This window comes from Streptomyces sp. NPDC033165, from assembly GCF_055577965.1.
Genome location: NZ_JBVIPK010000007.1, coordinates 108,656 through 130,099 on the forward strand (window position 1 = coordinate 108,656; position 21,444 = coordinate 130,099).

Here is a 21,444-nt window from a genome sequence, read left to right on the forward strand (position 1 = left end):
TCCCTCATCTGCCTGCCGGAATTGCGGAAAAGTCTACACCGAAGCTTCAACGATACCGTTTAGTGCATGACTTCGGACATCAAAGACACCGTCCACGCTCTCGACGCGACCGCCGTCATGAAGCTGTTCCCGGCCCGGCCACGGCTGCTCGCCCTGGGGGAGCCCACCCACGGCGTGGAGACCCCGCTCCGTCTGCGTAACGAGCTCTTCCGGCAGCTGGTGGAGCAGGAGGGCTACCGGACGATCGCGATCGAGAGCGACTGCCTGATGGCACTGCTCGTGGACGAGTACGTCGCGTTCGGCACGGGCACCCTCGACGCGGCCATGGAGCACGGCTTCAGCCACGGGTGGGGCGCGTCCGCGGCCAACCGCGAACTCGTCGGCTGGATGCGCACGTTCAACCAGGGACGCCCCCTCTCCGACCGGGTCCGCTTCGCCGGATTCGACGGTCCGGTGGAGATCACTCACGCCGCGAGCCCCCGGCAGGCACTCACCGCACTCCACGGGTACCTCGCGGCCCAGGTGGAAGCGGACATGCTGCCCTGCTCCGCCGAGACGCTCGACGGCCTGCTCGGTCCCGATGGCCGGTGGACCGACGCCGCCGCGATGACGGACCCGGCGCGCTCCGTGGGGCGGTCGGACGGGGCCGTTCACCTGCGTCTCCTCGCCGATGACCTCGTGGCGTTGCTCGACGCGCAGACGCCGGACCTGATCACGGCGACGTCCCGGGAGGAGAGGGACCGGGCGTCGCTGTACGGTCGCACCGCGCTGGGCCTGCTGCGGTACCACTACTGGATGGCCGACGCGTCGCCGAGCCGCATGGCGCGCATGATGGGCCTGCGGGACCGGATGATGGCCGAGAACCTTCTCGCCGTCGTCGAGCGGGGCCCGGCCCTGGCCCATGGCCACAACGGGCATCTCCAGCGCGAGCGGAGCAGCACCCTGATGGGCGGGCTCCCGCTGGAGTGGTGGAGCGCCGGCGCCCTGGTCAGCACCCGTCCGGGTGAGCGCTACGGGTTTCTCGCCACCGCGCTCGGCACCCTGCGCCACCAGGGCGTGGGCACTCCGCCGCCGGACACCGTCGAAGGGCTGCTCCACGCGCTCCCCGAGGAACGCTTCCTCCTCGACGCCCCCCGGCTGGCCGACGCCCTCGCCAGCGCGCGCCCCGCCCGGCGCGTGTCCCCCTACTTCGGCTACTCCCCCCTGGACCCCGGGCACTTGGCCGGGATCGACGGTCTCGTCTTCATCAAGGACGTTCCGGAGGACGGGGAGGCGTCCGGAACGTCGCGGGGATGAAACTCCCCCGGCCGGGAATACCGGGGGCGGACCGCTGTTGATCACACCATGGCTACTGTGACGCATGAGACATTCGGACGGGTCGGTATCTGGAGCAGCGCCCTGCACGGTTCGCGGGTGGACGGCCCGGGCAGGGAGGCGATCGCCGAAGCGGTGGCCGAGCTGGAGGAGTTGGGCTACGGCACGGTGTGGATCGGGGGCAGCCCCTCGCCCGACGACGCGGCGGACCTCGTCGCCGCCACCCGTACGCTCACCGTGGCCACCGGCATCCTGAGCGTCTGGGGCCATGCCGCCGAGGACGTGGCCGCGCGGATCGCGGCGATCGACGCGAGCGCGCGCGGGCGGTTCGTCCTCGGTCTGGGCGTCAGCCACGGACCGTTGGTGCCGCAGTACGCGAAGCCGTACAGCGCGATGGTGGCCTATCTCGACGCGCTGGACGCCGCCGCTCCGCCCGTGGAGCCGGGCCGCAGGGTGCTGGCGGCGCTCGGCCCGAAGATGCTGAAGCTCGCGGCCGGGCGGGCTCTGGGCGCCCACCCCTATCTCGTCACCAGCGAGCACACGGCGGAGGCCCGCGCGGCCCTCGGGCCTCGGGCGCTGCTCGCTCCGGAGCTGTCGGTGGTGCTCGACACCGACCTCGACCGGGCCCGCACGACCGCCCGGAACATGCTGGGTATGTACCTGCAGCTGCCCAACTACACCGCCAACCTGCTGCGCCTGGGGTTCTCGGAGAACGACTTCGAGGGCGGCGGCAGCCTCCGGCTTCTGGACGCCCTGTTCGCCATCGGCGACGCCGACCGCGTCAAGGCCCGGACCCAGGAGTACTTCGACGCGGGCGCCGACCATGTCGCCCTTCAGGTGCTCACCGCCGAGGAGGGCGGTTCGGGCCTGCCCCGGGCCGCATGGCGTGAGCTGGCGGCGGCGTTCGACAACGACCTGTAGGTCAGTTGAAATGGCCGGTCAACGGGTGCAGTTGCTGATCGAGGACGTCGTACCCTCCTTCCACACGGATCAGTTGACCGGCCACTGCCCCGAAGTCGTCGTCGGCGACCAGTGCGACGGTCCGTGCCGCGTCCTCGGGCTCGACGAGCCGGGTGAGAACGGAACGGTCCGTCAGGTACTTCTGGAGGCCCTCGCTGAAGCCCTGGCCGGAGGACTCGGTGCGGACCGCGCCGAACGCGATAGTGTTCACCGTGACGCCGTACTGCGCGCCGACCCCCGCGACATGGCGGCTGAAGGTGTTGAGGGCCGCCTTCGCCGTGGAATGGGCCACGGCCATGCCGATGTAGTCGGCGGCGGTGCTCGATATGAAGATGATGCGGCCCGCCCGCTGCTCGCGCATCACGGCCAGGGCGCGCTGACTGAGGAAGAAGACCCCTGACAGCTCGCCGTTGACCTTGTCCGCGAAGGCTTCCCAGGAGAGCTCGGCCAGCGGCGCGAACGAGGGGTTGACGGTGTTGGCGTTGCAGACGAGCACGTCGATGCGTCCGTGTTCGCCGCGCACTCCCTCGATGAGAGCGGCGACCTCGTCCGCGTCGCAGACGTCGGCCCGCACCGCCCGGGCCGAGCCGCCTTCCTTCTCGATCGCCTCGACGACGGATGCCGCGGTGTCCGCGTTGCTGCGGTAGTTGACCACCACGTGATATCCGCGCCGACCGAATTCCCGTGCGGTCGCCGCACCGATTCCACGGCCGGCTCCACTGATCAACGCGACACGCTGGCGCTGTTTCACGATGCTCTCCTCAGGGATTCAACTGAAACGGCTCTCACCGTATCGCCGGGGATACACACCGTGTCACTGCGGGACGACCACAGGTTCTGGAATTTCAGCCCACTGTCACGGACGTCTCGAAGCGAATCACGTCACGAGCGAAATCCACCGCCTCGGCCGCCGCACCCGACGCGCCGAGAACGGAACCGCTCGCATAGAGACCATCGATGATCAGCATGATCCGGTCGCCGAGACGGTCGGGGTTCGCAGCCGAGGTCTGTCGGGCCAGGGCGCGGAGCTGCTCCCGCACGGTCTTGAAGTGTTCGACGGAGACCCGGTGGGCGGGATGGTCCGGATGGGGAAATTCGGCGTGGGTGTTGCGCAGTGAACAACCACGGGTTCCGGGGGCCATCGTCTGCACCGCGCGGACCACTTCGACGAGCTGCTCCTCAGGCGTGCTCGACTTCTCCGCCGCGCTTTCCAGCGTCCTGTCCCAGTCCTGTGTACAGCGCTGGAGATACGCCACGACCAGCTTGTCCTTGCTGGCGAATTCCCGGTAGAGGAGCTGCTTGCCGTAGCCGAGCTCGTCGATGATCTGCTGCATTCCGACGGCGTGCACGCCGTAGCGGTCGAACAGGTCGGCCGCGGCATCCAGGATGCGGTCGTGTGCGTCGGACGTGGGTTTGCGCGCCATGAGTTCACAGACTATCAGACCGATCGGTCCGAACGGGAGTTCCCTAACAGACCGATCGGTCCGCCTTGTGGGCGACGCTCGTTGACATCCCGCTCCGGGCATGGCCATGCTGTGGCCGTCCGCGTTTCAGACCGATCGGTCCGCCCATGGCGACCGGCCGGCTCTCCTGGAGGTTCCATGTCCGCCCCACCCCCTTCGAACGCCTTGTTCACCTCGATGACCCCCAAGGCCTACGCGATGCTGAGCGTGCTGTGCGGCGCGTTATTCATCGACGCCCTCGACGTCTCGATGAAGGGCGTGGCCCTCCCGGCCATCGGTTCCGCGCTCGACATGTCGACCAGTTCCCTCCAGTGGGTGATCACCGGATACGTGGTCGGATTCGGCGGCTTCCTCCTTCTCGGCGGGCGCGCCGCCGACCTCTTCGGGCGCCGCCGGATGCTGCTCATCTCGCTCATGGTCTTCGTCGTCGGCTCCGCGGTCGGCGGCGCCGCCCCGAACGGGGACGTGCTGATCGCGGCGCGATTCGTCACGGGTGTCGGCGCCGCGTTCAGCGCCCCGGCGGGCTTCTCGATCATCACCACGAGCTTCGCCGAGGGCCACCTGCGCAACAAGGCCCTGTCGATCTTCACCGCGACCGGCGCCACGGGCATGGCCCTCGGCATGGTCATCGGCGGTCTCCTCACCGATCTGCACTGGCGCTGGGTGTTCTTCGCCCCGGCCGCGGTCGGTCTCATCGCGTTCCTCGCCGGTCTCTCCTTCATCCCACGCTCGCCCCACCCCCGAGGCGGCGCGAAGGACTTCGACATCGCCGGAGCCGTGACCATCACCGCGACGATGCTGCTGGTGGTGTTCACCCTGGTCCAGGCACCGGAGGTGGGCTGGACCTCGGCTCGCACCCTAGTGTCGCTGCTGGTCGCGCTGGCCTTGCTCGCCTTGTTCACCACGATCCAGCGAAGGGTCCCCTCGCCGCTCGTGCGGCTGGACATTCTGCGCGCCCCCGCGCTGATTCGCGCCAACATCGGTGCCATGGCACTGATCGGCGCCTGGATCGGTGTCCTGTTCACCATGACGCTGTATCTCCAGGACTTCCGCGGCTGGTCGGCGATGGAGACCGGCTTCGCGGTGAGCCCCGTCGGCCTGGTCGCCGCCGTGCTCTCGACCCGGATCGCCCCGCCGCTGGTCGGGCGCTTCGGGGTGGACCGGGTGATCCTCGCGGGGCTGACGTCGGCCGCCCTGGCGTACGCACTGCTCCAGTTCCTCTCCGCCGACTCCAGCTACAGCGCTCTGCTGCTGCCCTCCTTCCTCCTGATCGGCCTCGGATTCTCGCTGGCGTACGGGCCGCTGACCATGGCAGCGGCCGACAGCGTCTCGGTGCAGGACCAGGGCGTGGCCGGCGGCCTGGTGAACACCTCGTTCCAGATCGGGCCGGCGCTCGGCCTGAGCGTGGTGACCGCGGTCACCACCGCGAATACCGGGGACACTCCGGACGCGTTCCTGCACGGCCTGCGCCTCGCGCTGGTGGTACCGCTGGTCTTCGCCCTGATCGGGGTGGTCACCATGCTGCCCGCGTTGCGCCGGCGCAAGCCGTCGCCCGCGGCGGCTCCCGTGCCGGAGCAGGAGACCGCACACGGGTGACGGCACGGCCCCCGAGGCGCGCCTCGGGGGCCTGGGGGATCACGGCCGGGGCGGCGCGCTCCGGCGGATCACCAGGGCCAGCGCCAGTCCTCGTTGTCGGGCACCACCCAGTAGTGGTCGAGCTCGACCCTGGCGAAGTACCAACGGCCGTCCCGCCGGACATAGGTGTCGGTGAACTGGCCGATGCTCTGGTGGATCTCGCTCGCCCGGTCGAAGCGGATCTTCTCCGCGAAGAAGGACACGCCCTTCGCCTCGTCCATGCCGAGAATCTCCACCTGGTGCCCCTGTATGAAGTTCTTGAACGAGATCTCGGAGGCACCACGCTGAAATTCCAGGATCTTCTTCGGGAGCGCGCTGTAGAAGTCACGGACACCCGCACCGCCGTGTGCCTGCCCAAAATCCCCGTAGTCCAGATGTGCGTCATCCGCGAACAGGGCGCCCAGGGCATCCCATTCGGCGTTGTTCAGACAGCGGTGGAACTCCGCCCGCAGCCTCTGCAGTTCATGAATGCTCTCCAGCTCCCGCACGCGCTCGGTGAGTAGTGCCACCGTACGGACGAGATCCGATTCGTTACTCATGAAGTTTCCTCTCACTCAGAACACCACCGCTCAGGGAGAACGACGATGAAGACCATGGTCATTTCAGGCGGCACCTCCGGAATCGGGGAGGCCCTCGCCCACACCTATCTGAAGCGCGGGGACCGCGTTGCCGTCATCGGCCCCAACCCGGAAAAGGGGAAGAATCTCCTCGCCGCCGCGACCGGCCTGGGCGCCGAGGAGCGGGCCTTCTTCATCCGGGCGGACCTGAGTCTCGTCAGCGAGAACGAACGGGTCGTCAAGGAGATCGAGGAGCGGTTTCCCGTCGTTGACGCACTGGTGCTGTGCGCGCGGTTCTTCCGTTCGTACCGCCGTGTCACATCCGAGGGGTTCGAACACAACTTCGCGTTGTACTACCTGAGCCGCTTCCTGCTCGGGTACGGCCTGGTCGGCCTCCTGGAGAAGGCGCCCGCACCGGTCATCATGAACGTGGCGGGCCCGGGCGTCGACGCGGGCGGGATCCACTGGGACGACCTCGGCTTCGAGCACGGCTACGACGGCTGGGCGGCGATGTTCCAGGGCGGAAAGCTCAATGACCTCCTCGGCACCTCGTTCGCCGCCGAACACCGCGGCTACCGCACCCGGTACGTCCTCAACTTCCCCGGCGGTACGGCGACCGGCTTCGCCGGCGAGTTCGACCCGGCCACCGCTGCCCGTATCCAGGAGATGCTGCGGTACGCGAATCCGGTGGAGGTGGGCATCGCGCCGATCGTCGCGGCCATCGACGCCCCGCCGGCCGAACCCCTGAGCGCCTTCTTCGAGGGCCGACGGCTCAGCACGCGGCTCCCGTCCTTCAACCAGCAGGAGGCACTGCGGCTCGACGCCCTCACCCGGGAACTGCTCGCACGCTGAGACCACCGCCCCGGCCCCGGTCACCTCCCACGCAGCCCCCCGGCCGCCGTCGCCACCCCCAGGGCGGCGGCCAGCGAGGTCGCGAACAGAGGTGCCCGGTAGCCGTCGGTGACGGTGGCGAGCCCGGCGACCAGCGGCAGCATGACGACGCTGCCGATCTGCACCCCGGTCTGGTAGACCGGCACGGCCGTGGACCGCAGCACGGGTTCCACGCTCTGCGTCGCCTGAAGGTTCAGGGCCGCGAAGGAGAGCACGAACGCGGCCTCCACCAGGATCAGCGCAGGGAGCAGCCCGGTCGCGTACGTGTGGGGCGCCGGGCTCAGCAGGGCGTAGAGCTGTCCGGCGAGGGCGCAGAGCGCGCCTGCGGCGATCAGTCGTGCCGTGCCGAATCGGTGGACGAGAAGCCCCGCGTACGGCACCGAAAGAGCCAGCGGAACGCTCGCGGGCAGCAGGGCCAGCGCGATCTGCCAGGGCTCCCAGCCCCAACCGTCGGCGGCCCGGAACGTCACGAGCACAAGCAGCCCGATGTAGGAGCCGTTGAGGGCGGAGGCGCCCAGGGCCGCCCTCGTCAACGGCCCGTTCCGCAGCACCGCCGCGACCGGCCGGCGTGCGGCCTGCCGGGCGGGGCCGGGGATCACTTTCAGCCCCCACACCAGGAGTACCAGGGCCACCGGGGTCGGGAGCAGGAACGTCCAGCGCCAGTCGGCGGCGACCAGGGCCCCGGAGAGCAGCAGACCCGCGGTGAACCCGGCCGCTCCGAACAACGAGTAGACCGACACCGCCCGGCGCTGCGCCGGTCCGCTCGGGAAGGTCGTACCGATGAGCGCGAGCCCGGCCGGGGCGGTCAGCGCCGCGCATGCCCCCTTGACGACGCGTGAGGCGATCAGCAGCTCCGTACTGTCGCCGAGACCGCCGATGAGGGAGGCGAGCGCGAAGACCAGCATCGCGCAGAGGTAGACGCGGCGCAGCCCCCAGCGGCCCGAGAGCACGGGCCCCAGGAGCAGCATCGCGGCGAAGCCGAGTGCGAAGCCGCTCATCAGCCACTGCACCGACCACAGGGTCAGTCCCAGGTCGGCCGCGATCGACGGGAGAGCCACCAGGACCACGGAGACCTCGACGGCGTCCAGGAGCATGTTCCCCGACAGGACGACGAGCAGCGGCCGGTGCTGTCGTACGCCCTCCCGTCCTGCGGTCGCCTCGCTGGCGGTCCTCCCACTCACCGGCCCCGCACCTCGGCGAGCAGTTTCGGCAGTCGCTCACTCACCAGTTCGATGTGCCGGGTCACCAGGTCGTTGGGCATCCCCGCGACGCTCGCCCAGAAGATGAGGTGCTTGACCGGGAGTCCCTGGGTCCGCTCGTGGATGCGTACCGCCGCTTCCTCGGGGGTGAGGACCTCCAGGGTCGACCAGGACCCGTCGTCGGCGCGCTTCTCGGGGAAGTCCTCCACCTTCAACAGCGGCGGAGCGGGGTGGCCGGTGCCTTCCACCGATCCGGTGCGGTAGGAGTTCATCTGGTGGACCAGGTGCGGGGCGATCCGCGGCCAGGCTGCCTCGGGGTCGTCGGCCAGGATCACCGGCAGCAGGTCGGAGACCCGGGCGACGGACGGGTCGTGGCCGCCCTCCTCCAGGCCTCTGCGGTAGTGCTCGTACATGGCGCGGTTGATGTGGAGCAGACCGATGCCGAGGCGGCCCGCGATCCGTGCGCCGCGCGGCCCGTAGAAGCCGCCCCACACGGGTACCGGCCGCTGGATCGGCCCGGGGGTGATGCCGCCCTCGGCCCACAGGCTTCGGACCTCGGCGATGTTCCTCTCGACCCGCCCGATGCGGCCCTCGAACTCGGCGTCGAACAGCTGGTATTCGGGCACCCGGTATCCGGCCCCGACGCCCAGCTCCAGACGGCCGCCGCTGATCAGGTCGACGACCGCGGCGTCCTCGGCGAGTTGTGCGGGCTTGCGCAGGTTGGGCAGGACGACCGCGGTTCCGATACGGCAGTCGCGGGTACGGGCCGCGGCGGCCGCGGCGAACACCAGCGGCTGCGGCAGATAGCCGTCCTCGAAGAGGTGGTGCTCGGTGAACCAGAGACCGCCGACGCCTCGCCGGTCCGCCTCCTCGCAGAGCTCCAGCGCGTGCGCGTAGTGATCGGCCCACGGCCGGTGCCAGGCGTCCGGGTTGCGCAGGTCGAAGAGGATTCCCACATCCATGCTCTGTTCTCCGTTCGTTGTCGTCGTATTCAACTGCGGGCGTCCTGCCAGCTTCTGGGACCGTCGAAGCCGGACGACCGTTCGGGGCGGCGCCACGGGGCGGCAGTGCGCCCGCGGTGGGCGGACTCCTGTGGTGCGGCGGTGAGGCGGGTGAACAGGGCCGTGGTGACGGCGGCGAGATCCACCGCGTCGGGTGAGCCCTTCTCGATCCGCAGGAGCAGCGGTGCTTCCTGGCCGGGGCCGGCGCTCACTGGGGCGGGTTGCCGTGCTTGCGGCGCGGCAGGTCGGTGTCCTTGCGCTGAAGCATCGCGAAGGAGCGGATGAGGACGGCACGCGTATCGCCCGGGTCGATCACATCGTCGACCAGGCCGCGTTCGGCCGCGTAGTAGGGGTGTACGAGCTCCCGCCGGTATTCTTTGATCTTCTGCTCGCGGGTGGTCGTCGGGTCGTCGGAGGCGGCGATCTCGCGCCGGAAGACCACGTCCGCCGCCGCTTCCGCACCCATCACCGCGATCTCGTTGGTGGGCCAGGCAAGGGCGAGGTCCGTGCCGATGGAACGCGAGTCCATCACGATGTAGGCACCGCCGTACGCCTTGCGGAGCACCACGGAGATCCGCGGCACGGTGGCGTTGCAGTACGCGTAGAGCAGCTTGGCGCCGCGCCGGATGATGCCGCCGTGCTCCTGGTCCACGCCGGGCAGGAAGCCCGGCACGTCCACGAGCGTCAGGAGGGGGATGTTGAAGGCGTCGCAGAACTGGACGAATCTGGCGCCCTTCTCGCTCGCGGTGATGTCCAGGACACCGGCCAGGGCGGCGGGCTGGCTCCCGACCACGCCGACGACCTGCCCGTCGAGCCGGGCCAGTGCGCAGACCAGGTTGGTGCCCCACTGGGCGTGGACCTCCATGTAGTCCTCGTCGTCCACGAGTTCGGCGATGACGTCGCGGATGTCGTAGGAGCGGTTGCCGTCGGCCGGTACCACTTCGAGGAGGCGGTCCACCCTGCGGTCCGCCGGATCGCCGGTGACGACGGCGGGCGGCAGTTCACGGTTGTTGGCGGGCAGCAGCGACAGGAGCCAGCGCACCTCGGCGAGGCAGGTCTCCTCGTCGTCGTGGACGAAGTGCGCGACGCCCGACGCGGTGCCGTGTACGTCGGCGCCGCCCAGGCCGTCCTGCGAGACCTCCTCCCCGGTGACCGTGCGGACCACGTCGGGGCCGGTGATGAACATCTGCGCTATGCCGCGGACCGCGAAAACGAAGTCGGTCAGAGCCGGGGAGTAGGCGGCTCCCCCGGCGCAGGGTCCGAGCATCACGCTGATCTGCGGGATGACCCCGGATGCCCGGGTGTTGCGCTGGAAGATGCCGCCGTATCCGGCCAGTGCCGAGACGCCCTCCTGGATACGGGCGCCCGCGCCGTCGTTCAGGGACACCAGCGGACCGCCCGAAGCGATGGCCATGTCCATGATCTTCTGGATCTTCTGTGCGTGCGCCTCTCCCAGCGCACCCCCGAAGATCCGGAAGTCGTGCGCGTACACGAATACGGTGCGTCCCTCGACGGTTCCCCAACCGGTGACCACGCCGTCGGAGTGCGGCCGTTTGGCCTCCAGGCCGAATCCCGTGGCCCGGTGCCGCCGCAGTGGCTCGACCTCGGTGAAGCTGCCCGGATCCAGCAGGAGATCGATGCGTTCGTACGCGGTGAGCTTGCCCTTGGCGTGCTGGCGCTCCGTGGCCGCGGGATCGGGTCCGACCCGGGCCGCCTTCTTCAACTCCTTGAGTTCACCGAGGTGTTCAGCGATGCTCGGCGATGCTTGTACGGTCGTCACCAGTCCTCCTGCTCGTCTCGGATGCCGGAGCGGTCAGCCCAGCAGGGTGCCACCGCTGGCGTCGATGAAGGCCCCGGTGATCCACCGGGCCTCGTGGGTGGCGAGGAACGTCACCACGTCAGCGACGTCCACCGCCTCGCCGACGCGCTTGAACGCCGACAGCTGGGCCATCTGCTCCACGGCCTCGGGGATGTCGAAGACCGGGCCGCCATTGTTGGTGATGCCGGGCGCCACGCTGTTGACGGTGATGCCGCGCGGCGCCAGGTGGCGCGCGAAGTGCAGGGTGATCTGCTCGACCGCGCCCTTGGTCATGGAGTACGCGACCTGGTCGGGGTTGGCGCAGCGGGTGAGGCCGGAGGAGATGTTGATGACGCGGCCGCCGTCGGAGAGCAGGACGAGGGCGCGCTGCACGATGAAGAACGGGGCCTTGGCGTTCACCGCGAAGAGCCGCTCGAACTCCTCGGGCGTGACATCCTCCGGCTGCACCCCGGCGGGGGTGGTCACAGCCGCGTTGTTGACCACGATGTCGAGGGTCGTGGCGCCGGTGCGCTCCTTGAGGCCGCGCTCCAGGCCGAGGAAGAGTTCGTGCACGTCTCCGGGGACACCGAGTTCGGCCCGGACCGTGAAGGCCCGTCCCCCGTCCTTCTCGATCAGTTCGACGGTCTCGCGCGCCGCCTCCTCGTTGGACGCGTAGTGCACCGCGACGAGTGCGCCCTCGGCGGCCAGCCGCTGGGCGGTGGCGCGGCCGATTCCCCGGCTGGAGCCGGTCACCAGCGCGGTCTTGTTCGTGAGCTTGGCCATGGTGGGAGTCCTGTCCTGTGTAGTCGTCGGGGAAGGGAGGGCGAAGAGCCCGTCGGCCCCCCCGTCGGCGGTGGGCGGCGTGCCGAGGCCGCTGATCATGCGGGCGAGCCGTCGGCGTACGGACCCGAGGCGCATGAGCTCGGCGAAGATCTCCCGCAGCGGCTCCACCTCGTGCCCGCCGAGCAGCAGCGTCGACTGCGCCTGGATGTTGTTGAGCGTGGCGGCCCCCACGGGGTGGCGCTCACGGTGGTACGCGTCCAGGGCGTCCCCATCGGCCCGGGGTTCGCCGCCCGTCGGGGCCCTGAGCTGCTCGGCGAGCCGTACGCCGAGCGCGGCGGCGTCCTGGAGGCCGAGGTTGAGGGCCTGCCCGCCGACCGGCATCTGTACGTGGGCGGCGTCACCGGCGAGCAGGACCCGGCCCCGGCGGTAGCGGGCGGCCTGGCGTCGGGTGTTGTCGAAGGCGTTCAGCCACCGGGGCGTCCCATGGCCGATGTCCTCACCGGTGACCTTCGACCAGGCCCGCACGATCTCGTCGAACTCCGGCTGCCCGGCGCGGGACCGGGGCTCCGTACCGAAGACGTGCACCATGACCCGGGTGCTGCCGTCCGGCCAGCGGTGGGCGGTGGCCAGTCCGTCGGGCAGGCGCTCGAACCGCCGGTCGGGGACACGGATTCCGGCGACGTCGGCCCGCAGCATCTCGCGGCCCGCCGGCCGGCCGGGGAACGTGAAGCCCGCCAGGTCCCGTACGGCGGACCGCCAGCCGTCGCAGCCGACGACATACGATCCGGTCAGCTCCTCGGCCGGGCCGCCGGCCGGATCCGTCGCGGCGGTCGCGACCACCACGCGGTCGCCGCGGTCCGCCAGGGCGACAAGCTGTCGCCCGCGCAGTATCCGCGCCCCCAGCTCGACGGCCCGCTCCTGGAGCACCGCCTCGATCCGCGTCTGGGGACACTTCCACTGTCCCGCGTACGGATGGCCCGGCTCGGCCTCGGCCAGGTCGAGCCGGATGCCGCCGAAGTGCCCCGGGCCGCCGTCCGGGAGCGGGCCGAGCCGGTCGAGGACGCCGCGTTCGGCGAGCACCTCCATCGTGCGGGCGTGCAGGGTGGACGCGCGCGATTCGGTCATCGGCGTGGTCAGCCGCTCCACCACCGTGACCCGGACCCCATGGGCGCACAGGTCCCCGGCGAGGAGCAGCCCGACCGGACCGGCGCCGACCACGACCACGTCCGCGTCCACTGTGCTCCGGGGGGTGTTCACGGGCATCGGTCAGCGCCGCGCTTCCGCGTACTTCCTGGCGTGCTCCAGCGTGGCGCGGCTGTTGTTGCCGAGGGCGTTGCGGATGAACTCCCTGGCTTCGGGGACGCCCGCGTCCGCTCCGAGGATCTTGGTGATGTTCGCGGCGTTGAGAACCACCGTGTGCTGCGAGCTCGCGGTGGTGGTGCCGTCGGGGCCTTCCTCGAAGAGCCAGTACCCGGTGTGGAGGTTCATCAGGGCGGGCAGCGTGGTCTGCTTGTAGGCGATCCGCTGGTGCGGGAAGCAGACCCGTACCGACTCGGTCGTGTGCGCCGAGCCGTCCTTGGTGAGGGTCTCCATCCGCAGGACCTGGAGGCCGGGGGTCTCCTCGGTGAGCTTGACCTCGTTGACGTGCGGCAGCCGCTCGGTCCAGCGGTCGGCCTCGTTGACGAAGTCGAAGAGGTCCTTCGCGGCGCCTTCGACCGTGACACTGTCCACGAAGGACAGCGTCAGCTCATCGGTCCGGGTGGCTTCTTCGAGTCCGGCCTTGACCGAGGGGAGTTCGGCGCGGCTGTTGCGGTCGACGGCCTCGTCGATCCAGGCGAGGCCCTCGGGATCGTCGTCGATCGCGCGGTACTCGTGGAGCAGCCGGAGCCGGGTTTCCCCCTCCCCCACCGGCTCCACGATCCAGGTGCCGCTCATCGACGCCACGGGCGGTGCGGAGATCTCCTGCCGGAACGTGATGCGCAGCCCGTCCGGATCGAGCTCCCGGATCGAGGTCCAGTTCTTGGCCTCACCGTTCGCGGTGGCCCAGATACGGATCCGCTCCAGGTTTCCCTCACGCTCCAGGACGTCGACGTACACCGACGGCGGGAAGAGCCTCGGCCAGTTCTCCACCTCGGCAAGCAGTCGGTAGACGTCCTTGGCAGCGGCCAGGACGGTGATCTCGTGCTCGACCTCGCGGCCGGCTTGTGCGGGCACAGCTGTCTCCTTGACTCGACGTGCTCGGTGGGCAGGGAAGTTGCTACGCGACATGACAGGGAGTCAGAAGTTGCCCAGGCCTCCGCAGACGTTCAGCGCCTGCGCGGTGATGGAGGCCGCCGGGTCGGAGGCGAGGTAGCCGACGAGTCCGGCGACCTCCTGGGGGGTGGAGTACCGGCCCAGCGGGATCTTCGCCCGGAACTTCTCCAGGATCGCGTCCTCGGACGTCTCGTAGGCGGCCGCGTACCCCTGCCGCACACGCTGCGCCATCGGCGTCTCGACGTAGCCGGGGCACACCGCGTTGACGGTGATCCCGGTCGGCGCCAGCTCGTTGCCCAGCGCCTTGGTGAAACCGACCACCCCGTGCTTCGAGGCGGAGTACGGGGCGCCGAGCACCACGCCCTGCTTGCCCGCCGTGGAAGCGATGTTGATGATGCGGCCGCGCCTCTTCTCGCGCATGCCCCCCGTGTTGAGGACTTCGCGGGTCACCTGGAACACGCTGGTGAGGTTGGTGGCGATGACGTCGTCCCACAGGTCGTCGGCGATGTCCGCGGTGACTCCTCCCCCGCTGCGGCCCGCGTTGTTGACCAGGACGTCGATCGGCCCGAACCTGGCCACCGCCGCCCGTACGACGGCCTCGATGTCGTCCTTGGAGCGGACGTCGGCGGCCGCGCCGTCCACGTCGAGGTTCTCGTTCTGCAGGGCTTTGACGGTCTCGGCGACCGCGCTCGCGTCCCGGGCGCAGAGGAACACCCGGTGTCCCTGCTCGGCGAGGAGCCGGGCGGAAGCCAGGCCTATTCCGCTGGTGGCGCCGGTGACCAGCGCGACTTTGGCCGTGTTGTCGGTCATCGTGGTCTCCGATCAGGCGGACTGGGCGGCGGACAGACGGCCGTTGACGAGGCGGATGAGCGCGCGGGGGGTGTTCGCCAGGGCGACTTCCTCCTCGTCCAGGCCGATGCCGTACTCGCGCTCGATGCGGCCGACGGTCTCCAGCATCGCCAGCGACTCGTAGCCGAGGTCCTCGAAGGTGGTGTCGGCGATGTCGCCGTGCAGGTCCACGTTCTCGTCGGTTCCGGCGCCTTCCAGGAGCGTGGTCCTGAGGGCCTGGAGGGTGAATTCACGGGTGGTCATGGGGCGTCCTTTCGTACGGGTCACGGAGCGGCGTGGCCGGCTGCGCGCACGACCATCGCCGAGTTGAAGCCGCCGTGGCCGCGGGCGAGCACGAGCGCGCTGCGCAGCTCGGCGGGGCGGGGGGCGCCGGTCACGAGGTCGATCTCGTAGGACTTCGCCGGGGTTGAGCCAGCCGTCGGCGGGACGACCTGGTCGCGCATCGAGAGGAACGCGGCGGCGAGGTCGAGCGGTGCGGCGCCGGAGTACAGCCGTCCCGTCGTGGTCTTGGGCGCGGTCACCGGCACCCCGCGGGGCCCGAAGACCTTGGTGATCGCCTCGGCCTCGGCCCGGTCCAGGTCCGGCAGGCCCGCGGCGTCGGCGAACACGACGTCGATGTCGTCGGCAACCATGTCCGCGTCCGCCAGGGCGAGTTCGATGGCGTTCTGCAGGGTGGGCGCACGGTCGCTGCCGGGCCTGGGGTCCACCGTCGACGCGTGCCCGGCGATCTCGCCGTACACCCGGGGCGCCGCACGCCGCGTCGCGTGTGCGGCGTCCTCGACGACCAGCAGTGCGCCGCCCTCGCCCGGGACGTGCCCGGCGGCCCGGTCGTCGAAGGGGAGGTAGGCCCGCTCCGGGTCGTCGGAGGTGCTGAGGCGGCCGCCGGCCATCTGGGCGACCCACCCCCAGGGGCAGATCGACGCGTCGACCGCGCCCGAGATGACCATGCTGGTCCCCTTGCGGATCTGCCGGCGGGCCTGGGCTACCGCGTCGAGCCCTCCCGCCTGGTCGCTGACCACGACACTGCTGGGGCCGCGGAGGCCGCTGCGGATGGAGATCTGCCCGCTGTTGACCGCGTAGAACCAGGCGAAGGACTGGTACGCGCTGACGTACTGGCCACCCTTGCTCCACAGCGCCCGCAGCTCGTTCTGGCCGAACTCGAAGCCCCCGGAGTGGCTCGCGGTGATCACTCCGATGCCGTATGTGGGCAGGTCGGCGGGGACCACACCGGCGTCCTCGAACGCCCAGTCGGCGCCGACCAGGGCGAGCCGGGTCATCCGGTCGGTCTGCGGCAGGAGCCGGCTGGGCAGGTGCTCCGCGGCGTCGAACCCGCTGACCTGGCCCGCCAGCCGGGACGGGTAGGGCGTGGGGTCGAAGTGTGTCACCCGTCCGATCGCACTGCAGCCCGCGAGAGTGGCAGACCAGTAATCCTCGATGCCGAGTCCGGTCGGCGCGACGATCCCGAGCCCGGTGACCAGTGCACGCGCGCTCATCGGGTGCTCCGCTCGGGCTTGGCCAGCACCACCGCGCTCTGGAATCCGCCGAAGCCGCTGCCTACGGAGAGCACGCTGTCGGTCTTCCAGTCGCGTGCGGTCAGTGGCACGTAGTCCAGGTCGCACTCCGGGTCGGGGTTGTGGAGATTCGCCGTCGGCGGCACCACGTCGTGGGTCATGGCGAGGACGGAGGCGGCGATCTCGATGGAGCCGATGGCGCCGAGCGAGTGGCCGACCATCGACTTGATGGAGCTGACCGGGGTCCGGTGGGCGTGCTCCCCCAGGCTGCGCTTGAACGCCGCCGTCTCGTGCCGGTCGTTCTGCTTGGTTCCGGAGCCGTGGGCGTTGATGTAGTCGATGTCCTCGGGGTTGAGCCGGGCCTCGTCGAGGGCGACCCTGATGGCCTCGGCCATCTCGGCGCCGTCGGGGCGGAGTCCGGTCATGTGGAACGCGTTCGAGCGCGTCGCGAATCCGGCGACCTCGGCGTAGATCCGCGCCCCGCGGGCACGGGCGCTGTCCAGTTCCTCCAGGACGAACACGGCCGATCCCTCACCCATGACGAAGCCGTTGCGGCTGGCGTCGAAGGGCCGCGAGGCGTGCTCGGGGTCGTCGTTGCGGGGCGTGGTGGCCTTGATCGCGTCGAAGCAGGCCACGGTGATCGGCGAGATGGGCGCGTCGGTCGCGCCCGCGATCATCACGTCGGCCGAGCCTTCCCTGATCACGTCCGCGGCGTACCCCACCGCGTCCAGACCGGAGGTGCAGCCGGTGGACACCACCGTGCTCGGCCCCTCCGCGCCCACCGCCCAGGCGACCTCGGTCGCGAAGGAGCTCGGGACCATGTGGTTGTACAGATGCGGCACCGCGTAGGCGTGGTCCACCAGTTCCAGCCGGCCGCCGTCGCTGACCGTGCGGTACTCCTGGTCCAGGCCGGTGGTCGCGCCGACCGCGCTGCCGATCGTCACCCCGGTCCGCTGCGGGAGGAGGGCGGCGAACTCCAGTCCGCTGTCGGCGACCGCGTCGCGCGCGGTGACCACCGCGAACTGGGCGGCCCGGTCCATCCGGCGGATCTCCTGCGGGCTCAGTCCGGAGAGTTCGGCGTCGAAGTCGACCTCGGCGGCGATCTGCGAGCGGAACGGAGAGGGGTCGAAGAAGGAGATACGGCGAGTGGCCGTGCGTCCGTCGGTGAGGAGCTTCCAGAACTCCTTGGGGCCCTTTCCACCGGGGGCGGTGACCCCGATCCCGGTGATCACGACCCGGCGTCCTTGCACGCCGCTCATCAGGCCCTCCAGTCGTAGAAGCGTCGGGCCATGGCGTCCTTGGGCGACCGCCAGGTGGCGGGGTCGTACGCCTGGATGTGCGGCTTCAGGTCCTGGCTGATGCGGACGAAGCGGGGGTCGGTCTTGGCCTCCTCGATCAGGTCCTCGCCGTTGTCCTCGTCGAAGTCCTGAAGGTGGAAGTAGAGGCCGCGGAACTCGAAGAGCCGCCGGCGGCGGGTGCCCATGCGGCCGGGAACGTCCGTACGGTCGAAGGCTCCGAAGAGTTCGGCGACCTCCTCGGCCGAGCCGGATGCCATTCTGGCCACGATCAGCGTGCTGTGCATCATTCCCCTTCTCGTGTTCGTCGGGCCGGCCCGAACCAGCGGGCCAGCGCCATCGGCAGGTCGGAGTGGGAGCCCGGAGCGGCCCAGGCCACATGGCCGTCGGGACGCAGCAGGAGTGCGGTGGTGCCGGCCGGCAGGTGGTCGGCCGTGAGGTCGTGCGGGACGGCTGTCACCACGTCGATCCGGTCGGTCCATTCCCGGGCACGGCCGCGCAGCGTGGCGTTGTCCGCCAGGTCCAGCAGCACGCCGCGCCCCGTCCGCAGGAGTTCGCTGCTGCTGGTGTCCTTCCGCTCGTGAGTGAGCCGGAGCCGCGGCATGCGGGCCCCCAGCAGGGGGTGCGCGCCGCCGCCCACGTCGTAGCGGATGTCCAGGCCGCTGACCCGGGCCGCCAGAAGGCGTTCGACCTCCGGCTGGTCGAGGAGTTCGCCGAGGATCTCGCGGACCGGTCCCGCCTCGGCGCCGCCGAGGATCAGGGAGCTCTGGGCCCGGGTGTTCGCGAGGAGCCTGCGGCCGACCTCGTGGCGTTCGTCGTGGTAGGAGTCGAGGAGCGTGCCGGGGGCCGTGCCGCGCACCACCGCCGCGAGCTTCCAGCCGAGGTTCACCGAGTCCTGGATGCTGGTGTTCATCCCCTGCCCACCGGCGGGCAGATGGACGTGCGCGGCGTCCCCGGCAAGCAGCACCCGGCCGCGCCGGTATGCGGTGACCTGCCGGGCGGCGTCGGTGAACGCGCTGACCCAGACCGGCTCCGCCCCGGAGATGTCACCACCCGTCAGGCGCTTCCAGACGTCGGCGACCTCGCTGAAGGCGGGCGGTTCGGTGCGGCGCCCGGGCGGTGTCGTGCCTCGCTCGCCCACGATGACGCGGTGGATGCCGCCCGGCAGTTGCGCGACCATCACCAGGCCGTCGTCGGTCCGGTCGATCACCATGCGGGGTGACAGATCCGCGCCGCGGATGTCGGCGAGGAAGAGTTCGGTGGTGGCGGGAGTTCCGGGGAAGTCGAAGCCGGCGGCTCGGCGAACGCCGCTGCGCCCTCCGTCACAGCCGACCAGGTAGCGGGCGCGCAGATTGGCCCCGCCGCCCGAGAGGGTGACGGTCACCCCGGCGCCGTCCTCGACATGGCCGGTGACCTCGTGTCCGCGCCTGATGTCGGCGCCCAGGTCGCGGGCCCAGCTCTCCAGGACTCCCTCGGTCACGGGCTGGGGAACGGTCCTCGCGGATGCGTGGGCGGCGCCCAGCACCCCCAGGTCGAGAGGCAGGCCACCGAAGTGCCCGGCCTCACTGGTCTCGATCTCCCCGAAGCGGGAGAGAAGTCCCCGCTGGTCGAAGACTTCCATGGTCCGGATGGTGAACCCGATGCCGCGCGACTCTCCGGACGGTGCGGCCAGCCGGTCCAGCACGATGACGTCGACACCGGCCAGACGCAGTTCCCCGGCCAGCGCGAGCCCCGCGGGCCCGGCGCCCACGACAATGACTGAAGCATCCATACGTGCCTCCCGAGGAGAACCGGCGTTATTTGTTCTCAAGGTTGTGGGCGATGCGTGCCAGTACGTCGTTGGCCGCGAGGAACTCGGCCTCGGATATCCCTGCGAGCGATTCGGCCGCATGCGCGTTCACCGCGGCCTCGGCCCGCGTATGCGCCGCACCCCCGTCCTGGGTGAGGGAAATGGCCGTGCCGTCCGTTGTCACCCAGCCACGGGCCTCGAACTCCTTCACGATAGGGCCGTACGTCTCCGCCCGGTCCACCGCCAGGAAGGGGGAGAACGCCTCATCGATCCCGGCGACGGTATTCACCTGGATACTGATGGCGTGCAGCACCTGCCACTGACGTCGATTCAGGTTCTGTTCCGACAGTGCCCGCCGAGTGGCTTCGTCGAAAAGCTGGTGCAAATGCAGTAGCCAATATCCGATGCGCTTGGTCGTGTTCTGCTGAAGCATGCGAATTCCTGCCTCGGTGTGCGTCGGTTGCGGCCGCAGCCCGGTGAGCGAAGCCCCGCTGAATTGATTTCGAGCCTGTCATCAGAACCGACCGGCACACAAGGGAACCGAGGGGAACCTGCGGGGCACCCACAGGTTCCGTTACGGGACACCCACAGGGTCACTGCGGCCCACCCGTAGATTCCCCCCCTCGCAGCAGCACGCCTTTATTTCAGACGGGGAAACGCTGCCGAACAGAACACGAAAAAGCCGCCCATCTCGAAGAGATGGGCGGCGTCGCCTTGCACTGTTCCCTAAGGGGCCACGACCCCCAGGGCGGTGACCAGCTCCTGCCGCCCGGAGATATCCAGCTTCCGGTACACACTGGACAAGTGGAATTCGACCGTCCGAACTGCCAGGAAGAGCGTCTCCGCTATCCTCCGGTTGCTGTATCCGGCACGGGCCAGTTGGGCGATCTTGTTCTCCTGCCGGGTGAGCACACGGCTGCTGTCGGGGTCGCTCAGGCGGGCCAGAGCCGGCTTCACGCGCCGCGCCCAGAAGGCGTTGCCGCAGGCGTGGGCCACCTCGTCGGCCTCCTCCAGCCGGCTGCGCCCGCCCACCACGTCCTTGCGTTCGGCCTGCATCATCCCGAGGTCGAAGAGTGCCTGGATCAGCTCGGACCGGGCGTGTCCCAGTTCGAGCAGTTGCACGGCCTCTTCCAGCAGGGCCGGTGACGTCTCGTCGCGGCGCGCCATGGCCACAGCGTGCAGCGCCATGCCCACGCCCCTGGCGGAGCCCCACTTCCGGGCCGCGATCAGTTCGTCCTCGGCCAGCGCGAGTGCCAGGTCGTACCGCTGCACGGCCAGCGCCCCGAAGGCCGCCCTGGACCGCCAGGGGACGACGGCGGAGTTGACCACGTTGAGCGTGGCCAGAATCCGGCCGCAGGCGGTGTAGTCGTCGATGGCGTGCCGGAACTGGCCGACGGCCATGTGCAGGGCGCCCCTGGCCGCCAGCACGTGCACCCGGTCGGGCAGGTGGGAGCCGAGCCGGCCGACCAGCCCGTGGTCGAGGAGCACTTGGTGCGCCTGGTCGAATTCGCCCAGGTGGACCAGCGCCTCGATCAGCCAGGCGACCGTGAGACAGGTGGGCAACGTCGACGCGCGGCGGGCGAGAAGCGCCTTCAGCAGGTCCGCGGCCCGCGCCACATCGCCGGACATCAGACTGCTGCGGGCCCTCAGGAGCGTCAGCAGCTCCTGGTGCCGGTCCGACCCGGCCCACACGGGATCACGGGCGAGCCGCTCGCACTGCGCGTCCGCCGAGACGAGGTCACCGGTGTAGTGCAGCGCCAGGATCGCCAGCCAGGCGCAGTGCGCCTCGGAGCGGACCGCGTCCGATTCCAGCACCCACTCGGTCTGTTCGGTGACCACCGCACGGCCCACTCCAAGATTGGCCAGCCCGATGCTCTGCACGGCGGCGCGCAGTTCGGGCCGCAGGCCGTCGCCCTCGCCGCGGAGCACGATCCCCGGCGTGTAGGTGACTGCGGACCGGTACGACGCCGACGGCCTGGCTAAGGCAGGGGCGCTCTCCTGCCCCCTTTCCTCCCATCCCGCGTGAACGGCCGCGTTGCGCCACCCCGGCACCATCGGATCCGTGCGCCACGCATGCCGCCCGGCGAAAACATCCGCTGTCCGATTTTTTTCGCACTCCGTCGCGTTCATCTTTCCCCCATAACTG

The 21,444-nt window shown here is 70.2% G+C and carries 21 protein-coding genes; 4 read left to right on the forward strand and 17 right to left on the reverse strand.

Going from position 1 to position 21,444, the window contains the following annotated elements; translation table 11 throughout:
• Positions 1-66 precede the first annotated feature (66 nt).
• On the forward strand, positions 67-1,296 hold the full coding sequence (locus ACZ5WC_RS18435) for an erythromycin esterase family protein (RefSeq protein ID WP_468541768.1): 1,230 nt from the start codon (positions 67-69) through the stop codon (positions 1,294-1,296).
• Positions 1,297-1,344: 48 nt separating this feature from the next.
• A complete protein-coding gene (locus ACZ5WC_RS18440) occupies positions 1,345-2,235 on the forward strand; it encodes an LLM class F420-dependent oxidoreductase (protein ID WP_468541769.1) in 891 nt (296 codons plus the stop codon).
• Position 2,236: 1 nt separating this feature from the next.
• Here ACZ5WC_RS18440 and ACZ5WC_RS18445 read toward each other — a convergent pair whose 3' ends face one another.
• Both ACZ5WC_RS18445 and ACZ5WC_RS18450 read right to left on the reverse strand, forming a co-directional pair.
• A complete protein-coding gene (locus ACZ5WC_RS18445; RefSeq protein WP_468541770.1) occupies positions 2,237-3,025 on the reverse strand; it encodes an SDR family oxidoreductase in 789 nt (262 codons plus the stop codon).
• Between the two features lie 94 nt (positions 3,026-3,119).
• Entirely contained in the window at positions 3,120-3,698 is a 579-nt protein-coding gene (locus ACZ5WC_RS18450; RefSeq protein ID WP_468541771.1) for a TetR/AcrR family transcriptional regulator, read from the reverse strand.
• A 177-nt stretch (positions 3,699-3,875) separates the two neighbouring features.
• Here ACZ5WC_RS18450 and ACZ5WC_RS18455 point away from each other — a divergent pair, with 177 nt between their 5' ends.
• Entirely contained in the window at positions 3,876-5,333 is a 1,458-nt protein-coding gene (locus tag ACZ5WC_RS18455; protein ID WP_468541772.1) for an MFS transporter, read from the forward strand.
• A gap of 68 nt (positions 5,334-5,401) precedes the next feature.
• On the opposite strand, the gene ACZ5WC_RS18460 is transcribed toward ACZ5WC_RS18455, so the two are convergent.
• On the reverse strand, positions 5,402-5,911 hold the full coding sequence (locus ACZ5WC_RS18460; RefSeq protein WP_468541773.1) for a nuclear transport factor 2 family protein: 510 nt from the start codon (positions 5,909-5,911) through the stop codon (positions 5,402-5,404).
• A 45-nt stretch (positions 5,912-5,956) separates the two neighbouring features.
• On the opposite strand from ACZ5WC_RS18460, the gene ACZ5WC_RS18465 reads away from it, so the two are divergent.
• Entirely contained in the window at positions 5,957-6,781 is an 825-nt protein-coding gene (locus ACZ5WC_RS18465) for an SDR family NAD(P)-dependent oxidoreductase (protein ID WP_468541774.1), read from the forward strand.
• 20 nt (positions 6,782-6,801) lie between these two features.
• On the opposite strand, the gene ACZ5WC_RS18470 is transcribed toward ACZ5WC_RS18465, so the two are convergent.
• The 14 genes from ACZ5WC_RS18470 to ACZ5WC_RS18535 form a co-directional block, all read right to left on the reverse strand.
• Complete coding sequence (locus ACZ5WC_RS18470; RefSeq protein ID WP_468541775.1) at positions 6,802-8,001, reverse strand: MFS transporter; 1,200 nt, start codon at positions 7,999-8,001, stop codon at positions 6,802-6,804.
• Positions 7,998-8,981 carry an LLM class flavin-dependent oxidoreductase gene (locus tag ACZ5WC_RS18475; protein ID WP_468541776.1) on the reverse strand — a complete coding sequence of 328 codons (984 nt, stop codon included), beginning with the start codon at positions 8,979-8,981 and terminating at the stop codon, positions 7,998-8,000. The genes ACZ5WC_RS18470 and ACZ5WC_RS18475 overlap by 4 nt, the downstream gene beginning before the upstream one ends.
• Before the next feature lie 29 nt (positions 8,982-9,010).
• Complete coding sequence (locus tag ACZ5WC_RS18480; RefSeq protein WP_468541777.1) at positions 9,011-9,232, reverse strand: acyl-CoA carboxylase subunit epsilon; 222 nt, start codon at positions 9,230-9,232, stop codon at positions 9,011-9,013.
• Positions 9,229-10,773 (reverse strand): acyl-CoA carboxylase subunit beta, encoded by a 1,545-nt coding sequence (locus ACZ5WC_RS18485; RefSeq protein ID WP_468542023.1) that lies wholly within the window; start codon positions 10,771-10,773, stop codon positions 9,229-9,231. Before ACZ5WC_RS18485 ends, ACZ5WC_RS18480 begins: the two co-directional genes overlap by 4 nt.
• A gap of 60 nt (positions 10,774-10,833) precedes the next feature.
• Positions 10,834-12,864: an SDR family oxidoreductase gene (locus ACZ5WC_RS18490; protein ID WP_468541778.1), complete on the reverse strand. Its 2,031-nt coding sequence runs from the start codon at positions 12,862-12,864 to the stop codon at positions 10,834-10,836.
• A 3-nt stretch (positions 12,865-12,867) separates the two neighbouring features.
• Positions 12,868-13,815: an aromatase/cyclase gene (locus ACZ5WC_RS18495; RefSeq protein WP_468541779.1), complete on the reverse strand. Its 948-nt coding sequence runs from the start codon at positions 13,813-13,815 to the stop codon at positions 12,868-12,870.
• A 63-nt stretch (positions 13,816-13,878) separates the two neighbouring features.
• The gene (gene fabG, locus ACZ5WC_RS18500) at positions 13,879-14,664 is read right to left on the reverse strand and encodes a 3-oxoacyl-ACP reductase FabG (RefSeq protein ID WP_468541780.1); all 786 of its coding nucleotides are present in this window, start codon (positions 14,662-14,664) and stop codon (positions 13,879-13,881) included.
• A gap of 12 nt (positions 14,665-14,676) precedes the next feature.
• Positions 14,677-14,946: an acyl carrier protein gene (locus ACZ5WC_RS18505; RefSeq protein ID WP_468541781.1), complete on the reverse strand. Its 270-nt coding sequence runs from the start codon at positions 14,944-14,946 to the stop codon at positions 14,677-14,679.
• Positions 14,947-14,966: 20 nt separating this feature from the next.
• Entirely contained in the window at positions 14,967-16,196 is a 1,230-nt protein-coding gene (locus ACZ5WC_RS18510) for a ketosynthase chain-length factor (protein ID WP_468541782.1), read from the reverse strand.
• The gene (locus ACZ5WC_RS18515; protein ID WP_468541783.1) at positions 16,193-17,473 is read right to left on the reverse strand and encodes a beta-ketoacyl-[acyl-carrier-protein] synthase family protein; all 1,281 of its coding nucleotides are present in this window, start codon (positions 17,471-17,473) and stop codon (positions 16,193-16,195) included. The genes ACZ5WC_RS18510 and ACZ5WC_RS18515 overlap by 4 nt, the downstream gene beginning before the upstream one ends.
• Positions 17,473-17,796, reverse strand: coding sequence for a TcmI family type II polyketide cyclase (locus ACZ5WC_RS18520; RefSeq protein ID WP_096624220.1), 324 nt, complete (start codon positions 17,794-17,796; stop codon positions 17,473-17,475). The genes ACZ5WC_RS18515 and ACZ5WC_RS18520 overlap by 1 nt, the downstream gene beginning before the upstream one ends.
• The gene (locus tag ACZ5WC_RS18525) at positions 17,796-19,280 is read right to left on the reverse strand and encodes an FAD-dependent monooxygenase (protein ID WP_468541784.1); all 1,485 of its coding nucleotides are present in this window, start codon (positions 19,278-19,280) and stop codon (positions 17,796-17,798) included. Before ACZ5WC_RS18525 ends, ACZ5WC_RS18520 begins: the two co-directional genes overlap by 1 nt.
• Positions 19,281-19,305: 25 nt before the next feature.
• Entirely contained in the window at positions 19,306-19,731 is a 426-nt protein-coding gene (locus tag ACZ5WC_RS18530; protein ID WP_468541785.1) for a MarR family winged helix-turn-helix transcriptional regulator, read from the reverse strand.
• A 293-nt stretch (positions 19,732-20,024) separates the two neighbouring features.
• Entirely contained in the window at positions 20,025-21,227 is a 1,203-nt protein-coding gene (locus ACZ5WC_RS18535; RefSeq protein WP_468541786.1) for a helix-turn-helix transcriptional regulator, read from the reverse strand.
• Positions 21,228-21,444: the final 217 nt, after the last annotated feature.

Bases quoted from the DNA above. Each gene is read 5' to 3' on its own strand.
- ACZ5WC_RS18435 (WP_468541768.1), top strand. From the start codon at position 67: ATGACTTCGGACATCAAAGACACCGTCCACGCTCTCGACGCGACCGCC.
- ACZ5WC_RS18440 (WP_468541769.1), top strand. From the start codon at position 1,345: ATGGCTACTGTGACGCATGAGACATTCGGACGGGTCGGTATCTGGAGC.
- ACZ5WC_RS18450 (WP_468541771.1), bottom strand. From the start codon at position 3,698: ATGGCGCGCAAACCCACGTCCGACGCACACGACCGCATCCTGGATGCC.
- ACZ5WC_RS18455 (WP_468541772.1), top strand. From the start codon at position 3,876: ATGTCCGCCCCACCCCCTTCGAACGCCTTGTTCACCTCGATGACCCCC.
- ACZ5WC_RS18460 (WP_468541773.1), bottom strand. From the start codon at position 5,911: ATGAGTAACGAATCGGATCTCGTCCGTACGGTGGCACTACTCACCGAG.
- ACZ5WC_RS18465 (WP_468541774.1), top strand. From the start codon at position 5,957: ATGAAGACCATGGTCATTTCAGGCGGCACCTCCGGAATCGGGGAGGCC.
- ACZ5WC_RS18475 (WP_468541776.1), bottom strand. From the start codon at position 8,981: ATGGATGTGGGAATCCTCTTCGACCTGCGCAACCCGGACGCCTGGCAC.
- ACZ5WC_RS18490 (WP_468541778.1), bottom strand. From the start codon at position 12,864: ATGCCCGTGAACACCCCCCGGAGCACAGTGGACGCGGACGTGGTCGTG.
- fabG (WP_468541780.1), bottom strand. From the start codon at position 14,664: ATGACCGACAACACGGCCAAAGTCGCGCTGGTCACCGGCGCCACCAGC.
- ACZ5WC_RS18505 (WP_468541781.1), bottom strand. From the start codon at position 14,946: ATGACCACCCGTGAATTCACCCTCCAGGCCCTCAGGACCACGCTCCTG.
- ACZ5WC_RS18510 (WP_468541782.1), bottom strand. From the start codon at position 16,196: ATGAGCGCGCGTGCACTGGTCACCGGGCTCGGGATCGTCGCGCCGACC.
- ACZ5WC_RS18515 (WP_468541783.1), bottom strand. From the start codon at position 17,473: ATGAGCGGCGTGCAAGGACGCCGGGTCGTGATCACCGGGATCGGGGTC.
- ACZ5WC_RS18520 (WP_096624220.1), bottom strand. From the start codon at position 17,796: ATGCACAGCACGCTGATCGTGGCCAGAATGGCATCCGGCTCGGCCGAG.
- ACZ5WC_RS18525 (WP_468541784.1), bottom strand. From the start codon at position 19,280: ATGGATGCTTCAGTCATTGTCGTGGGCGCCGGGCCCGCGGGGCTCGCG.
- ACZ5WC_RS18530 (WP_468541785.1), bottom strand. From the start codon at position 19,731: ATGCTTCAGCAGAACACGACCAAGCGCATCGGATATTGGCTACTGCAT.